The following is a 15,973-nucleotide window of genomic DNA, read 5'->3' as shown; positions in this document are numbered from 1 at the left end:
GAGCCCCGTTCCTCCGACGGCGCCGACGGCGGCCGTCAGGACTTGCCGAGGAACTCCCGCTCCTCGAAGCTGTGCCGGCCTATGGCCGCCTTGAGGTCCGGCCACCGCTTCAAGCTCCAGTCGTCGTTGATCAGCAGGGCGGTTTCGTCTCGCGCGGAACGGATGAGGTCCGTGTCCTCGATGACCCGGAGCAGCTTCAGGGATGTCCGCCCGCCGGATTGTGCGGTGCCGAGCACGTCGCCCTCGCGGCGCAGCTCGAGGTCGCGCTCGGCGAGCTCGAAGCCGTCGAGCGTCTCCGCGACCGCGTTGATGCGCTCCCGGGCGGTGGATTCCTCCTCGGAGTTCGAGACGAGCAGGCACAGCCCCGGGTGCTCCCCTCGCCCCACGCGACCGCGCAGCTGGTGCAGCTGCGAGACGCCGAAGCGGTCTGCATCCATCACGATCATGACCGACGCGTTCGGCACGTTGACGCCGACCTCGATGACGGTCGTGGCGACGAGCACATCGATCTTGCCCTCAGCGAAGGCCCGCATTGCGCCGTCCTTCTCGTCGCTCGGCATCGCCCCATGCACGGCGGCGACGCACTTGCCCGCGAACAGCGGATGCACGGCGAGCGTGGGGGCGAGCTCCATGACGGCCGCGACCGGCTGCGGTGCCTCCTCGCCCTCGGCGGGCTCCGCGGGCTCGGAGGGCTCGATGGCCGGGCACACGACAAACGCCTGCCGCCCGCGGTCGACCTCTTCCGCGACGCGCTGCCAGGCGCGTTCGAGCCAGTGCGGGTGCTCGCGAGTCGCGACGACGAACGTCTCGATCTTCTGGCGCCCCTTCGGCATCGTCACGATGCTCGAGATGTCCAGGTCGCCGAAGATGGTCATGGCCACCGTGCGCGGGATGGGGGTGGCGGTGAGCACGAGCAGGTGCGGCGGCTGGGCGCCCTTGGCGCGCAGCGACTCGCGCTGCTCGACCCCGAACCGGTGCTGCTCGTCGACGATGACGAGGCCGAGGTCGTCGAACATGACGTCGTCGCTGAGCAGTGCGTGGGTGCCCACGATGATCTTGGCCTCGCCGGCGACGACGCGGAGCGCGGCCCGCTTGCGCTCGGCTTTCGGCATGCTCCCGGTGATGAGGGTCGGCTTCAGGCGCTCGGCGAGCTCCGGCCCGAGCGAGTCGATGATCGAGCGGTAGTGCTGGGAGGCGAGCACCTCGGTGGGAGCGAGCATGGCCGATTGTCCGCCCGCATCGGCGACCTGCAGCATCGCGCGCAGGGCGACCAGCGTCTTGCCGGAGCCGACCTCGCCCTGCACGAGGCGGTGCATGGGCACGCCACGCGCGAGGTCCTTCGCGATCTGCCGGCCGACGGTCTTCTGGTCGGGGGTGAGCTCGAAGGGCACTCGTTCGTCGAAGGCCGCGAGCATGGGGCCGATGTCGTCGGTTCTCGCCCGGGCGGCGACGAGCTCGGAGATGGCGCGGCGCTGCAGCAGCGCGGCCTGCAGCACGTAGGCCTCGGTGAAGCGCAGCGATTCCCGCGCCCGTTCGAGCAGTTTGAACGTCTCGGGTTGGTGGATGGCGCGCATCGCCTCGTCGTAACTGTACATGCCGAACATGGCGCGCGTCTCGACGGGTACCGGGTCGCGCAGGAACGGGACCGCTTCGAGAACCGCCTGGACGGCGGCCGCGACCTTCCAGGTGGGGAGGCTGGCCGTGGCCGGGTAGATCGGGATCGGCTCCTTCAGCCACTGGTCTCGACGTTCCGACAGGACCTCGAGCGGCGCGTTCTCGAACAGCTCGTACTCGGGATGCGCGAGCTGGATGGCCCCCCGGTAGGCCGACGCCTTGCCGGAGAAGATGCCCGTCACGCCCGGCTGCAGCTGCTTCGCCCGCCAGCTCTGGTTGAAGAAGGTCAGCGAGACGATGCCCTTCTCGTCGGTGATCTCGACCTCCAGGATCGAACCGCGGCGCGCCCGCATCTGCCGGTCGCTGACGCGGAGCACGCGGGCGACCAGGGTGACGTGCTCTCCGAGCGGCAGCGACTCGATGGCGGTCATCTCACCCCGGCGCGCGTATCGGCGTGGGTAGTGCTCGAGCATGCCGGCGACCGTCGTCACGTCGAGCTGCTTCTTGAGCTGCTGAGCGTCGCGCTTGCCGAGCACGTCCTCGAGCGGCGTGTCGAGGTCGAAGCCGTCCATCAGCGCCTTCCGGACAGGGAGGCCGGGGCGAGCACCGCCCGGCGACGGACGGCGGGCGCGGCCGCGGCCCGGAGCGCTGCCCGGACCACGAGGACGTCGTTCCAGAGCGCCGACCGCTCGCCCGCGCTCAGCTGCTCCCCGGCTCCCGGGTCCGAGAAGGCGGCGTGCTCATGCTCGACTCGGATGCGATCGAGCGCGGAGCGGGCGTCATCCACCTCCGCGACTGCGGGGTCGGTGGCGGAGGCAGGGGCGTCTGCCGGGTCGCGTCGGGTCTCGAAGGCGCCAGCGATGGCGGCGACGACCGCCTCGGGGGTGAGGCCGGTTGCGAGCCGGACGCCGTAGTCGACGGCGCTCTCGGAGATCTCCTGCCAAGCGGCGGTTCCCGCGCTGGGATGCTGCGGGGGCCTCCCGGTGAGGACCGCAGTTCGGCGCGCTCGGCGCCTGGCAGCGCGAAGGAACGCTGGGATGAGCAGGAGCGCGATGACCGCCAGCGCCCCGGCGATGACTGCGAGCGTGACGAACACGGCGGTGAGGTCGATGCCCGCTTCCTCACCCTCCTGGTCTCCGGCGGTTTGCGTGCCATCGGTCGGAGTCGGCGTCGGCGTCTCCGGTGGCACGGTCGGCGCCGCCGTGCTCTGCGTCTCGACGGGCGTCGGTGTCGGCGTCGTCGTCTCGAACGGGTCGATCGTCGGCGCGGTCGTCTCGCCAGGGCCGGGCGCGACGAGGTTTCCGAGCGCACCAGCCGGCGTCGTCTCGAACATGACCCAGCCGTGCCCGGGCAGGTAGAGCTCTGCCCACGCGTGGAGCTGGTCGCTCGTGACGGTGTACACGGGCTGCCCCTCGGCGTTCAGCTCCCCTGCGGAGCCAGGCGTGAAGCCGACGCCGATGCGCGAGGGGATGCCGAGCATGCGTGCCATGACCGCCATCGCTGACGCGTAGTGCACGCAGTACCCCGCTCGTGCGTCCAGGAAGGCGGCGATGACGTCGAGGCTCGTGCCGTCGTAGCCCTGTTGGACGGGCGCGGTCTCCGAGTACGCGAAGCCCTTGGCGAAGAACGCCTGGAGCTGCAGCGCCTGCGTCCCTGCCGGGGCGTTCTCGTCGACGATTCCGGCGAGCACGTCCCGAATGCGGTCGGCACTCGGCTCGTCCGGCACCTGCGTGAGCGGTTCGAGTTCGGGCGGCACATCGACCTCGAGCTGCGAGATGGTCTCGAAGCTCGGGGTCGGCACCACCGTCTGGATCTCGTAGTTCTGCGCCAGGGCTTCGTCGTTCGCGCTGCGCACGTCACCGGTCTGTTCTTCGAGGAGGAACTCCCCCTGGAGGTCGACGATGCTGGCCGCGAAACCGGGTCGCGGGAGGAACGAGCTCACGCCGTCGTTGAGCACGATGCGCGTCGTGAACTCGCTGGACTGCGCCCCGGCGGAGACACCGGTCGGGAGGGGCAGCTCGCTCCCGTCGATCGCCACGTTCCCGTCGAACGCGCCGGGGGTCCAGTCGTCGCTGCCGTTCAGGTCGCTGAGCGTCTGCAGCGTCAGGTACGGCAGCGAGCCCTGGTCCGTGGTCGTCGCGTAGCGGAGCACCTCGACCGCGTTGTTGCGCCGAAGGTCTTCGCCGAGGTCGATGATGGGATTCGCCCGGTTCGTGGACAGCCCGGCGGTGGACGTCTGCCGAATCGCGTCGATGCCGGTCGGCGCGGGGACGACGGTCGAGGCGACGAGGACGGCAACCAGCGACACCGCGGTGACGCCGAGCGCGCCGCCGAGACCGGCCAGGCCCCTGCTGTCCACGAGGAAGCCCTGATACGAGAGCTCCTCGTCGTGCACACGCTGGTGCCAGCTCGACACCGCATAGAGGAACACCGCGAGCGCCAACGCGGCGAAGACGTACGCCCACCCGTCGAACGCGTCGATGCCGAGGGCCATCGGGATGAGCGGGAACGCGAGCAGCGGCAGCATCGCGAGGGAGCGACCCCGGATGCCGAACACGAAGAAGTCGCAGAGCACCACGATGATCGCGACGCCGATGAGCACGAGCGTCGTCATGGCGTCGGTCTCACGCAATGGGGCCGCGTCGGAGCGCAGCTGCTCGACGAGCTGCTCGGCCAGCACACCCCAGCCCTCGACCGTCGCCCGCGGAGAGCCTCGCCCCGTGAAGCCCACGAGAACGATCGCGCCGCCCACGATCGAGGCGATGAGCGCCCACAGCTGCGACCCCGTGAAGGTGCGAACGAGCGCGGCGGCCCCGAGCATGATCGTGACCAGGACGATGGCCTTCGCCGACCACGTGTTGGTGTCGAAGATCGGCCACAGCAGGTTCGTCGCGCTGAAGATCAGGACGGCGAGCGAGACGGTGACCACCCAGGAGCCGTTGGCGCCAGGGGTGCCCTTCCAGCCTTGGCGGCGGCGCATCTGCGCCGTGGTCGTGGCTTGCGCGCTCATGCGGTGGCCTCCAGCTCCAGCACGGGCGAGAACGGCCGGGCGCGGGTGGGTGAGTAGACGGCGACGTTCCAGCCGGCTTCCGTGAACGACGTCAGGGTTGCCGGGGGCACGGGCTCGTCGGAGACGATGAGGGCAAGGGCGGGCGAGGCGACCGACGAGAGCGAGCGGATGGCGGCCAGGCCGTCGCCGCTCAGGTGACGGTGCACGTAGACGACGGGCGTGCGCGCCACCCTGGAGATGTCGTCGACCACCTCGGCGCAGGCTTCCCGGCGCTCAGCGTCGGGCTGCGTCAGCATGAGTCGACGCATGACCCCTTCGAGGGCCTCCTCCGACGGGGTGCGCGTGCTCTCGGCGTCACCGTCGAGAGCGGCGTGCGTCTCGAAGAGCTCGGTCTCGTACCCGAATCGGTGGAAGCGTGCGAGCACCGAGGCGGCGAGGGAGACCGCGAGCTCGAACTCCGCATCCACGGCAGTCATCGGACCGGCTTGCTCGTTCATGAGGTCGATGATCGTCATCGGCGCCTTCGGCTCCTCGACCTCGGGTGCCCCGCTCGTGTCGAGGATCACCACGGAGGTGTCCTCGGCGTGGTGCTCCTCCTGCCGGACGCGAAGCTCCCCCGCGTGCGCCGTCGCACGCCAGTGGATGCGTCGCAGCGGGTCCCCTCGTCGGTAGTCGCGGGTGAGCACGTCGTCGGAGTCGCCCGACTGCGCGACACCGGCCTCGACCTCACCGCCGCTCTTGCCGCTCGGCACCGACATCGCGGGCAGGTCGACGACGCGAGGCCACACCTCGACCTCGGTCGCCTCACCGATCTTCAGGACTCGACGGGTCAGGCCGAGGCCGTCCATGTTGTCGAAGAACAGGGGCCCGACCTCGTGGACTCCGCGCCGCATCGAATCCACCCCGTAGGCGACCCGGCGGCGCCGCTTGTCTTCGTTGCGGTTGATGCGTGAGCCGATCGCCGGCAGCACGCCGCCGACGCTGGACGGCTCCGCGCCAGGCAGCAGGTCCAGGTAGGAACTCGGCTCGAGCGCGATCCAGGACCGGTTGCGGACCTCCGTGACCACACGCATCCGATCACCCACCGCGAGCGTCGTCGGGTAGATCGTGCGCTCGGCTTCGAGGCGCGGACGCCAGATGAGGCGAAGCACGTAGGCGACGAGGGGCAGCACGACGAGGAACCCACCGAGGGCGAGCAGCTCGCCACGGCCGAAGACCACGGCGGCGGCTCCGAGCAGCACGCCGACCACCACCAGGCCGATGGCTCGGCTGGTGGGTCTCAGCCGCCTCTCGATGCGCTTCGTCGCCACGCGCTACGCGGTCGCCGCGCTCGTTGGGACGGCGATCTGCTGCGAGATCTGATCGATGATGCGGGCGGCGGATGCAGACGCGGCGGTGCCCCTCGACCCGCGGGCGCTCAGCACGAGCCGGTGCGCGAAGACGGGACCGACGAGCTTCGCCACGTCGTCCGGCACGACGAAGTCGCGCCCGGCCACCGCAGCGGCCGCGCGCGAGGCGCGGACAAGATGCAGGGTGGCGCGGGGGCTCACGCCGACGCGCACATCGGGATGCTCGCGAGTGGCCCTCGCGAGGTCGACGATGTACTGCTTGATGGCGGGGGCCACGTAGATTCGCGCGGCCTGCTCGATCATGGTCGACACGTCGGTCGCGCTCAGCGAGGCGCGCACGCTGGCGAGCGGGTCGCTCGAGTCGCGGCGGTCGACCATCGCGAGCTCGTCATCGCGCTCGGGGTAGCCCATCGACATCCGCGCCATGAAGCGGTCTCGCTGCGCCTCCGGGAGGGCGTACGTGCCTTCCATCTCCGAAGGGTTCTGCGTGGCGAACACCGTGAAGGGCGCTGGGAGCTTGTGCGTGACGCCGTCGACCGTGACCTGGCCCTCTTCCATGCACTCGAGGAGCGCCGACTGGGTCTTCGGGGAGGCGCGGTTGATCTCGTCGCCGATGACGACGTTCGCGAACACCGGGCCCTGCTGGAACTCGAAGCGGCGTTCGACCTGGTCGTAGATCGCGACACCCGTGACGTCCGACGGCAGGAGGTCAGGGGTGAACTGGATGCGGCTCACGCTCGAGTCCATCGCCGCCGCGAGCGTCTTCGCGAGCACCGTCTTGCCGACGCCTGGCACATCCTCCACCAGCAGGTGACCGCCAGCGAGGAGCACGACGACGGCGAGGTGCACCTGCTCGTCCTTGCCCGAGATGACCGACGACACGCTCTCGCGGATCTGACGAGCGCCATCCTGCAACGCGACAGCCGCGTTGGATGCGCGATCGCGCCCAGTCGACGTCGTGGGCGAGGCTGTCGCCCCCCGGGTTTCCCCGCTGTTGCCGTATTCCATGGCCACCTCCGAATTCAAGTGCCCATCATTCCACGCACCCCCGACAAGTTCGGCCAGAAGCTCGCGGCTGTGCGCGCCGATGCGACCCCGCGGCTACGATCGCTGCGTGACACGCATCATCGCAGGAGCCGCCAGGGGCCATTCGCTCAACGTCCCCAAGAGCGGCACGCGCCCCACGAGCGATCGAGTCCGCGAGGCCATGTTCTCGTCGCTCGAGTCGCTGCTCGACCTCGGCGGTGTCGCCGTGCTCGACCTGTACGCGGGTTCCGGGGCGCTCGCATTCGAGGCGCTCAGCCGGGGCGCATCCAGCGCCGTGCTCGTCGAGCAGTCCAAGGCGGCCACGAGCGTGCTGCGCGCCAACGCCGAGCTGCTCGCTCGCGTGACGCGCGAGCAGGGCCGCCGCACGGTGACGACGCGCGTCGCGCAGAACTCCGTGGCCAGCTTCCTCCGCACTCCCCCAGCCCAGCTCTTCGAGCTCGTGTTCATCGACCCGCCATATGACCTCGGCGAGGCAGAGCTCGCAGAGGCGCTCGAGGCACTGGTGCCGCACCTGGCTCCCGAGGCGGTCGTCGTGCTCGAACGCGGTTCGCGCTCCCCCGCGCCGACCGTTCCGCGCAGCTTCGAGCCGCTGCGCCGTAAAGCGTACGGCGAGACGATCGTCTACAGCTACGAGGCCGCGCCCGTCGAGGAATCAGGCGCCGAGAAGTCCCAGGCGTAGGGGTCCCAGCCCCGCGGATCCCTCGCCTCGCCGTCGACGAGCACCGCCGACGCGGCCCCGTCCGCCGGCGGATGCACCTGCCCGATCACGCGGAACCCGTCCGGCAGCGTCGCCCAGGCGGGGAAGGTCGCCAGCAGCCCGTGGTCCTCGCCGCCGACGACGACGAGATCCACGGCGCGCGCCCGCCGCTGGGTCTCGTCCAGCTCCGGCATCGCGGCGCTCAGCGCAGCCTCGACCGCCTCGACGTCGGATGCGAGAGCAGCCGTCTCGACGTCGAGCCGCACGCCGCTGGCTCGGGCCAGCCGAGCGGAATCGAGAAGGAGGCCATCGGAGACGTCCATCATCGCCGACGCCCCGGCGTCCCTGGCCGCGAGTCCCAGGCTGGCGTCGATCGTGGGCGCGAGATGCCAGTCGACCACCGACGCCACGGCTTCGCCACGATCGCGCAGGGCCGCGATGCCCTCCGCCAGCGCCTCCCCGCTGGGATCCCGGGCGAGCGCGTACAGCAGCGAGAGCCCGGTGCCGCTGCGTCCGGCGGGACCGCTGAGAGCCAAGACGTCGCCGGGCTGGGCCCCGGACCGTCGCACCGAGTCTCCCCCGCGCAGGTCTCCGAACGCCGTGATCGCGATCACCAGCTGCTCGCTCGTCGAGAGGTCACCGCCGATGACACCGCACCCGGGGGCCATCTCGCCGAGCGCCTCGGCGAATCCCTCGGCCAGCTCCTCGACCCAGGAGACCGCCGTCTGCCCGGGCAGCGCAAGCGCCACGGTGATGGCGGTCGGGGCGGCCCCCATCGCCGCGACGTCGGCGAGGTTCGAGGCACACGCCTTGCGGGCGAGGTCGCGAGCCGACGACCAGGCGAGGCGGAAGTCCGGCCCCTCGATCATGAGGTCGGTCGTGATGACGACCTTCCCGTCGCCGGCCGCCAGGACGGCGGCGTCGTCGCCCGCCCCCAGCACCCCGGCCCTGGCCGCAGGAACTCTGGCGAGGATGCGTCGCAGCAGCTCGGCTTCGCCGCACTCGCCGACCGTGAACGCGGCAGCGGCGGGACGGCGTGAGGCTTCGTCGGGGAGGGCAGGCACCCGTTCACGATAGCCTGGGAGCAAATGCCTCGAACCTCCCGCTCCGCCTCGCGAATCGGCTCCGCCGTCGCCGCGACCGCCGCATCCATCGTGCTGCTGACCGCCTGCAACAGCGCGAGCGTGCCCATGGAACCGGCGCCCGACGCCGCAGCGCCAGAGTGCGCAGAGGTCTCGGTCCGTCTCCCCTCCACCGTCGACGGACTCGAGCTGCGCCTCACGAACGCCCAGGCCACCGGCGCCTGGGGCACTCCGGCCAGCGTGCTGCTGCGCTGCGGGGTGCCGACTCCCGGACCGACCACTGACTACTGCCAGAACCTCAACGGCATCGACTGGGTGCTCGACGACAGCCAGGCTCCCACGTACCGCTTCACGAGCTACGGTCGCACGCCCGCCGTCGAGGTCATCCTCGACTCGGACGTCGTGTCCGGCACGGCCGTGCTCATCGACCTCGAGGACGCCGTCGAGAAGCTGCCGAAGACGGGCGCCTGCGTGGGCGCCGACGACGTCCTCGGCTCGCAATAGCGGCCTAGATCCCGTCCGGGTCCTGGCTGCAGGGACGCCCCGCCCCCGCCGCCAGCCGTGCCGCTAGCGCGTGAGGCGCGCCTCGCGGGCCGCGGCGTGCGCGCTCGCCACCTCGATGAGCTCGGTGATGAGCTCCGGGTAGCTCATGCCGCTCGCCTGCCAGCACTTCGGGAACATGGAGATTGGCGTGAAGCCTGGCATCGTGTTGATCTCGTTGACGACGAAGCCGTCGTCGGTGAGGAAGAAGTCGACGCGCGCGAGTCCGGACGCGCCGAGCGCTTCGAAGGCGCGGACGCCGAGCTCCGCCATCTCCTCGAGCAGCTCGTCGCTCAGGTCGGCGGGGCAGCGCAGCTCGACCCCCGAGTCGTCCAGGTACTTCGCCTCGAAGTCGTAGAACTCCGCCTTCGTCATGACGATCTCACCGGCGACGGAGGCGCGCGCACGCTCCCCCGGGCGCGACTCGAGCACGGCGATCTCGACCTCTCGGCCGACGACTGCGGCCTCGACGAGCACGTGGTCGTCTTCGGCGAGGGCCGTGGCCATGGCGTCGGCGAACTCCTCGAGCGCAGCGACCTTGCTCACTCCGACGCTCGAGCCGGCGCGGGCCGGCTTGATGAACACGGGAAGCCCGAGCTGGTCGATGACCTCGGCCGCCAGCGACTCACCCTGCGTGTCCCACTGATGCTGCGTGACGGTGACGCCGGCAGCGACCTGCAGGCCGGCATCCCGCAGCACGATCTTCGTGTAGTGCTTGTCCATGCCGACGCTCGCGGCGAGCACCGACGACCCCACGAAGGGCAGGCCGACGAGCTCGAGCATGCCCTGCACGGTGCCGTCCTCACCGAACGGGCCGTGCAGGATCGGGAAGACGAGGTCGACCTCGCCGAGCGACGTGCGCTCCGTGCGCTCGGCTCCGGCCTCGGCACCCAGGGCGTCACCCTCGACTCGGGAGACGGTCACCTCGCGGTGCTTCGCGGAGTCAGGCAGGTGAATGCGCGTGCCGTTGTCCACGACCTCCGGCAGGTTCTCGGGGTCGAGCGCGAACTTGTCCGCGTCGTCGTCCTCCAGCACCCAGGCGCCATCCCGCGTGATGCCGATCGGCAGGACACGGTACTTGTCCCGGTCGATCGCTCCGAGGACCCCGCTCGCCGTGGCGCACGAGATCGCGTGCTCGCTCGATCGGCCGCCGAAGACGATGGCGATGAGGGGCCGCGAGTCTGCGGCTGCGGTGGCGTTCGTCTGGGCGGTCGACATGAGGGTTCCTTCCACGAGCGACTCTTCGCTCACCGCATCAAGGGTACGGGGTCGCCAGGCTGGGACGGGGCGCTACTCGCCGCTCGGTCCGTCGTCGGTCGCGAGGTGCGGTGCCAGGTCGGCGGGGCTCATGCGGCCGTGGAGGACGTCGTCGATCTGCGTCGCGATGGGCATGTCGACACCGTGGCGTTCGGCGAGCTCGAGGATCGCCCCGACCGATCGAAGCCCTTCGGCCGTCTGCTGCATCTGCGCGACGACGTCGTCGTAGACGTACCCCTGCCCCAGGAGCCTGCCGGCCGTGAAGTTGCGCGAGAGCGGGGATTCGCACGTCGCGATGAGGTCGCCGAGCCCGGCCAGCCCGATCATGGTCGACGCCTGGGCGCCCATGGCGACGGCGAAGTCGGAGATCTCGGCGAGGCCGCGCGTCATGACGGACGCCTTGGTGTTCTCGCCGTAGCCGACGCCGTCGACGATGCCGACGGCGATGGCGATGAGGTTCTTGAGGACCCCGCCGAACTCGGTGCCGACCACGTCGACGTTCACGAACGACTTCAGGTAGCCGTTGCGAGCGAGCTTCGCGACGCTCACGGCCGTCGCCTCGCTGTCCGACGCGACGACGATGGCGGTCGGCTGCTCCTTCGCGATCTCGAGCGCGATGTTGGGCCCGCTGGCGACCGCGATGCGCTCGGGCGGGAGGTCCAGGACGCCTGTGAGCACCTCGCTCATGCGGAGGCCGCTCGAGCGCTCGACGCCCTTCATGAGGCTCACGACGACCGCGTCGTCGTCGATGAGGGTGGCGAGCTGCCCGGCGAGCTCGCGTGCCGTCTGCGCGGGCACCGACACGAACACGAAGTGCTGCCCTCGAACCGCCTCGACGAGGTCCGGCGTCGCGCGCAGGTTCCTCGGCAGGTCGATGCCGGGCAGGTAGCCGGTGTTGCGGTGCGACTCGTTGATCTCGTTCGCGACCTCAGGACGGCGAGCCCAGATGGTCACCTCGTGCCCCGCATCCGCGAGCACCTTCGCGAACGTGGTGCCCCAGCTGCCGCTGCCGAGCACGACGGCGCGCTGCACGGAGCTCACGCGCCGCTGCCCGAATCTCGTGAAGTTGTGCCCCGGTCCTGCGGGAACCGGCCGTGCTCCGTCTGCCCGTGCTTGGCCGGGTCGTAGAGCTCGGCCGGAGCCTTCTCGCCGCGGATGCCCTCGAGCAGTCCCGTGATGTCGTGCATGATGAGCTCGGTCGCGGCCTTCATGGCGCTCGCGCTGTGCATCCGCCCGTTGAACTCGGCCAGGCTGACCGGCTCGCCGACGTGCACCGTGATGGTCTTGCGCCAGCCAATCGTGAGCTTCTTCGAGTAGCGAGGCAGGATGTGCTGCGCGCCCCAGATCGCCGTCGGGTAGACGGGGATGTCGGCGCTCAGGGCGACGCGGGCCGCACCGTTCTTGCCGCGCATGGGCCACAGCTCGGGCTCGCGGGTGAGCGTGCCCTCCGGGTAGATGATGACGCCCTGGCCGAGGCGTGCGAGCTGCTGCGCGGATGCGATGGCAGCCTGGTTGGCGCCGCGGACGTCACGCGAGACGGGGATCTGCCCGCTCTTGCGGAGGATCCAGCCGAGCCCCTTCACCCGGAAGAGCCGGTCGGCCGCCATGAAGCGCGGCGCGCGGCCGAGCTTCCAGACGGCCATCCCCATGATGAGCGGGTCGATCTCGCTGGTGTGGTTCGGGGCGACGATGAACGCGCCGTCGACCGGCAGCTCGCCCTTGATCTCCCACCGCATGATCGGCCAGCTCAACGGGAAGGCGATCGCCGCCAGGAACCAGAAGATCGACGGCGTGCTCTTCTCCGGCGAGACGCGCTTCCCCGCAGATCCCCGCTTCGCAGCGGTCACTCCTACGCCTCTACCGTGAAGTCAGCTCCGAGGGTCTCGAGCTTCGCGATGAAGTTCTCGTAGCCGCGCGCGATGATGCCGACGTTGGAGACACGCGAGGTGCCCTCCGCCGCGAGCGCCGCGATGAGGTGGCTGAAGCCGCCGCGCAGGTCGGGGACCTCGATGTCGGCCGCTTTGAGCTTCGTCGGGCCGGAGATGACGGCGGAGTGCTGGAAGTTGCGCTGGCCGAAGCGGCACTCCTGGCTGCCGAGGCACTCGCGGTGCAGCTGGATGTCGCTGCCCATCTCGACGAGGGCGTCGACGAAGCCGAAGCGCTGCTCGTACACGGTCTCGTGCACGATCGAGACGCCGTGCGCCTGCGTCAATGCGACGACGAGCGGCTGCTGCCAGTCGGTCATGAAGCCGGGGTGCACGTCCGTCTCGATGACGACGGGGCGCAGCTCGCCGCCTGGGTGGTAGAAGCGGATGCCGTCGTCGTGGATCTCGAACGCTCCACCCGCCTTGCGGAAGACGTTGAGGAACGTGAGCATCTCGGGCTGCTTGGCGCCGCCGACGTAGATGTCGCCCTTCGTGACGAGGGCCGCGGAGGCCCAGCTGGCTGCCTCGTTGCGGTCGAAGAGCGCCTTGTGGCTGTAGCCGCCGAGGCGCTCGACGCCCTCGATGCGGATGACGCGGTCGGCGTCGACCGAGATGATGGCGCCCATCTTCTGCAGGATGTTGATGAGGTCCATGATCTCGGGCTCGATGGCCGCGTTGCGCAGCTCCGTGCGCCCGTTCGCGCGGACGGCCGTGAGCAGGACCTGCTCGGTGGCGCCGACGGACGGGTACGGGAGGGTGACCTTCGCGCCGTGCAGGCCCTCTGGCGCGCTCATCCGGATGCCGCTCGGCAGCTTCTCGATGACGGCGCCGAAGTTGCGGAGCACCTCGAGGTGGAAGTCGATCGGGCGGTCGCCGATGCGGCAGCCGCCGAGGTCGGGGATGAACGCCTCGCCGAGGCGGTGCAGGAGCGGGCCGCAGAAGAGGATCGGGATGCGGCTGGAGCCGGCGTGCGCGTTGATCTCGGCCATGTGGGCCGTCTCGACGTTCGTCGGGTCGAGGCGCAGGTCGCCGGACACCTCGTTGCGGTCGATCTTCACGCCGTGGAGGGTGAGGAGGCCGGCGACGACGCGGACGTCGGAGATGTCCGGCACGTCGCGGAGAACGCTGACGTCCTCGCCGAGGAGGGCCGCGACCATGGCCTTGGTCACGAGGTTCTTCGCGCCACGGACCTCGATGCGACCGGCGAGCGGGCGTCCGCCGTTGAAGACGATGGTGTCGCCGGTCAGGCCGACTGATGCGCCGGCGCGAGCCGAGTCGTTGGTGATCGTGTTCACTGAGTTGCACTCCCTGCGGTGGTGGACCTGCGGATCGGAAGAGTCCGCGGACGCCACGCCTCTCGGCGTGACTCAAAGGTGGAGATCGCGTGTTCGTCACGCAACGTCAACGAGATGTCGTCGAGGCCCTCGAGCAGACGCCATCTCGTGTAGTCGTCGATCTCGAACGTCGCCGTCATGTCTCCGACAGTAACGGTGTTCGTGGTGAGGTCAACGACCGCAGCCGCACCCGGGTCCGCTTCCGCGGCATCCCAGAGCTGTTCTACGAGGTGCTCCTCCAGCGTGGCGACAAGCAGCCCTTGCTTGCCGGCGTTGCCGAGGAAGATGTCTCCGAAGCGGGAGCCGATGACGGCTCGGAAGCCGTAGTCCTTGAGCGCCCAGACGGCGTGCTCTCGGGATGACCCCGTGCCGAAGTCGGGTCCAACGAGCAGGATGCGGGGGTTCTCCTGGTATTCGGGTCGGTTGAGGACGAAGTCGGGGTCTTGCCGCCACCCGTTGAAGAGCGCGTCTTCGTAGCCCGTCTTGGTGACGCGCTTGAGGTAGACCGCCGGGAGGATCTGGTCGGTGTCGACGTTGGAGCGGCGAAGCGGGACGGCGGCGCCTTCGATGCGGGTGATCTTCTCCATCAGACGGTCACCTCCTGTGGCTGCTGTGCGGTGCCCTGGGTCGTGGATGCTGCGGGCGGGTCGAGATCGGACGGACTGGAGAGCGTACCGCGAACCGCGGTCGCGGCGGCCACGAGGGGAGACACGAGATGGGTCCGCCCGCCCTTGCCCTGGCGGCCTTCGAAGTTGCGGTTCGAGGTGGAAGCGCAGCGCTGGCCGGGTTCGAGCTGGTCTGGGTTCATGCCGAGGCACATCGAGCAGCCCGCGAAGCGCCACTCCGCTCCGAAGTCGGTGATGATCCGATCGAGGCCCTCGGCTTCCGCCTCGAGGCGCACTCGCGCGGAACCGGGGACGACCATGACGCGCACGCCCTCTGCCTTCTGGCGTCCCGCGATCACCGAGGTGAAAGCGCGGAGGTCTTCGATCCGGCTGTTCGTGCACGACCCCATGAAGACGACGTCCACGGGGATGCTCTTGAGCGGGCGGCCCGCTTCGAGCGCCATGTACTCGAGGGCGCGCTCGGCGGCCTGCCGGTCGTTGGGGTCGGCGAACTCGGACGGCTCTGGGACGACACCGCTGAGGGAGACGCCCTGGCCGGGGTTGGTGCCCCAGGTGACGAACGGCTCGAGGGTGTCGGCGTCGATGGAGACCTCGGCGTCGAAGACGGCGTCGTCGTCGGTGCGCAGCGTTCGCCAGTGGTCGAGTGCCGCGTCCCAGTCTTCGCCGATGGGGGCGTGATCGCGGCCTTCGAGATACGCGAAGGTCTTCTCGTCCGGTGCGACCATTCCCGCGCGCGCTCCGGCCTCGATCGACATGTTGCAGATCGTCATGCGCCCCTCCATGGAGAGGGCTTCGATGGCGGAGCCACGGTACTCGAGCACGTAGCCGGCGCCGCCGCCCGTGCCGATCTTGGCGATGACGGCGAGGATGATGTCCTTCGCGGTGACGCCCTCCCTGAGGGTTCCGTCGACGTTGATGGCCATCGTCTTGAACGGCTTGATGGCGAGCGTCTGCGTGGCGAGCACATGCTCGACCTCGCTGGTGCCGATGCCGAACGCGATGGCACCGAAGGCCCCGTGGGTGGAGGTGTGCGAGTCGCCGCAGACCACGGTGATGCCGGGCTGCGTGAGGCCGAGCTGCGGCCCGACGACGTGCACGATGCCTTGCTCGGCGTCGCCGAGCGGGTGGAGGCGGATACCGAACTCCTTGGCGTTGCGGCGCAGCGTCTCGATCTGCGTGCGGCTCGTGGTGTCGGCGATGCGGTTCAGGATGTCGACCGTCGGCGTGTTGTGGTCTTCCGTCGCGATCGTGAGGTCGGGGCGGCGCACGGGGCGGCCGGCGACGCGCAGGCCGTCGAACGCCTGCGGGCTGGTGACCTCGTGCATGATGTGCAGGTCGATGTAGATGAGGTCTGGTGAGCCGTCTTCACCCTTGGCGACGAGGTGGTCTTCCCACACCTTCTGCGCCAGGGTTCTCGGCCGCGCCGTGGGGACTGCGCCGTGTGTGCTGCGTTCGGTCTTCATGCTGCTTGTGTCTCCTCGCATCTGGTCAG

At 70.0% G+C, this 15,973-nt stretch carries 13 protein-coding genes; 2 read left to right on the top strand and 11 right to left on the bottom strand.

The window, feature by feature from the left end; genetic code table 11:
• Positions 1-35 precede the first annotated feature (35 nt).
• Genes F8O03_RS15155 through F8O03_RS15140 form a run of 4 tightly spaced genes read right to left on the bottom strand, consistent with a single transcriptional unit; the run spans position 36 to position 6,981 of the window.
• Positions 36-2,186, bottom strand: coding sequence for an ATP-dependent DNA helicase RecG (locus F8O03_RS15155; RefSeq protein WP_151424600.1), 2,151 nt, complete (start codon positions 2,184-2,186; stop codon positions 36-38).
• Complete coding sequence (locus F8O03_RS15150) at positions 2,186-4,624, bottom strand: transglutaminase TgpA family protein (protein WP_151424599.1); 2,439 nt, start codon at positions 4,622-4,624, stop codon at positions 2,186-2,188. The genes F8O03_RS15155 and F8O03_RS15150 overlap by 1 nt, the downstream gene beginning before the upstream one ends.
• Entirely contained in the window at positions 4,621-5,934 is a 1,314-nt protein-coding gene (locus F8O03_RS15145; RefSeq protein ID WP_151424598.1) for a DUF58 domain-containing protein, read from the bottom strand. The genes F8O03_RS15150 and F8O03_RS15145 overlap by 4 nt, the downstream gene beginning before the upstream one ends.
• A gap of 3 nt (positions 5,935-5,937) precedes the next feature.
• On the bottom strand, positions 5,938-6,981 hold the full coding sequence (locus tag F8O03_RS15140; RefSeq protein ID WP_151424597.1) for an AAA family ATPase: 1,044 nt from the start codon (positions 6,979-6,981) through the stop codon (positions 5,938-5,940).
• Positions 6,982-7,087: 106 nt separating this feature from the next.
• Between F8O03_RS15140 and rsmD the strand changes: the two genes are divergently transcribed.
• Complete coding sequence (rsmD, locus tag F8O03_RS15135; protein WP_151424596.1) at positions 7,088-7,699, top strand: 16S rRNA (guanine(966)-N(2))-methyltransferase RsmD; 612 nt, start codon at positions 7,088-7,090, stop codon at positions 7,697-7,699.
• Here rsmD and thiL read toward each other — a convergent pair.
• Positions 7,648-8,781 (bottom strand): thiamine-phosphate kinase, encoded by a 1,134-nt coding sequence (thiL, locus tag F8O03_RS15130; protein ID WP_151424595.1) that lies wholly within the window; start codon positions 8,779-8,781, stop codon positions 7,648-7,650. The two genes, rsmD and thiL, sit on opposite strands and share 52 nt — an antisense overlap.
• 24 nt (positions 8,782-8,805) lie before the next feature.
• Between thiL and F8O03_RS15125 the strand changes: the two genes are divergently transcribed.
• Positions 8,806-9,303 carry a DUF3515 family protein gene (locus tag F8O03_RS15125; RefSeq protein WP_151424594.1) on the top strand — a complete coding sequence of 166 codons (498 nt, stop codon included), beginning with the start codon at positions 8,806-8,808 and terminating at the stop codon, positions 9,301-9,303.
• 63 nt (positions 9,304-9,366) lie between these two features.
• Here F8O03_RS15125 and F8O03_RS15120 read toward each other — a convergent pair whose 3' ends face one another.
• From F8O03_RS15120 to leuC, 6 genes are all read right to left on the bottom strand, one after another.
• Entirely contained in the window at positions 9,367-10,557 is a 1,191-nt protein-coding gene (locus F8O03_RS15120; protein ID WP_151424659.1) for a D-alanine--D-alanine ligase family protein, read from the bottom strand.
• Between the two features lie 72 nt (positions 10,558-10,629).
• Complete coding sequence (locus F8O03_RS15115) at positions 10,630-11,637, bottom strand: NAD(P)H-dependent glycerol-3-phosphate dehydrogenase (RefSeq protein ID WP_244296315.1); 1,008 nt, start codon at positions 11,635-11,637, stop codon at positions 10,630-10,632.
• Positions 11,634-12,443: a lysophospholipid acyltransferase family protein gene (locus tag F8O03_RS15110; protein ID WP_244296314.1), complete on the bottom strand. Its 810-nt coding sequence runs from the start codon at positions 12,441-12,443 to the stop codon at positions 11,634-11,636. Before F8O03_RS15110 ends, F8O03_RS15115 begins: the two co-directional genes overlap by 4 nt.
• A 2-nt stretch (positions 12,444-12,445) precedes the next feature.
• Positions 12,446-13,816, bottom strand: a complete 1,371-nt coding sequence (murA, locus tag F8O03_RS15105; RefSeq protein WP_104252457.1) for a UDP-N-acetylglucosamine 1-carboxyvinyltransferase — start codon at positions 13,814-13,816, stop codon at positions 12,446-12,448.
• Complete coding sequence (gene leuD / locus F8O03_RS15100; RefSeq protein WP_151424593.1) at positions 13,813-14,442, bottom strand: 3-isopropylmalate dehydratase small subunit; 630 nt, start codon at positions 14,440-14,442, stop codon at positions 13,813-13,815. Before leuD ends, murA begins: the two co-directional genes overlap by 4 nt.
• The gene (gene leuC / locus F8O03_RS15095) at positions 14,442-15,944 is read right to left on the bottom strand and encodes a 3-isopropylmalate dehydratase large subunit (RefSeq protein WP_151424592.1); all 1,503 of its coding nucleotides are present in this window, start codon (positions 15,942-15,944) and stop codon (positions 14,442-14,444) included. Before leuC ends, leuD begins: the two co-directional genes overlap by 1 nt.
• Between the last annotated feature and the right edge of the window lie 29 nt (positions 15,945-15,973).

It is taken from the genome of Pseudoclavibacter terrae (assembly GCF_008831075.1).
Taxonomy (GTDB): domain Bacteria; phylum Actinomycetota; class Actinomycetes; order Actinomycetales; family Microbacteriaceae; genus Pseudoclavibacter; species Pseudoclavibacter terrae.
This window is presented reverse-complemented; position numbering and strand designations above follow the sequence as displayed.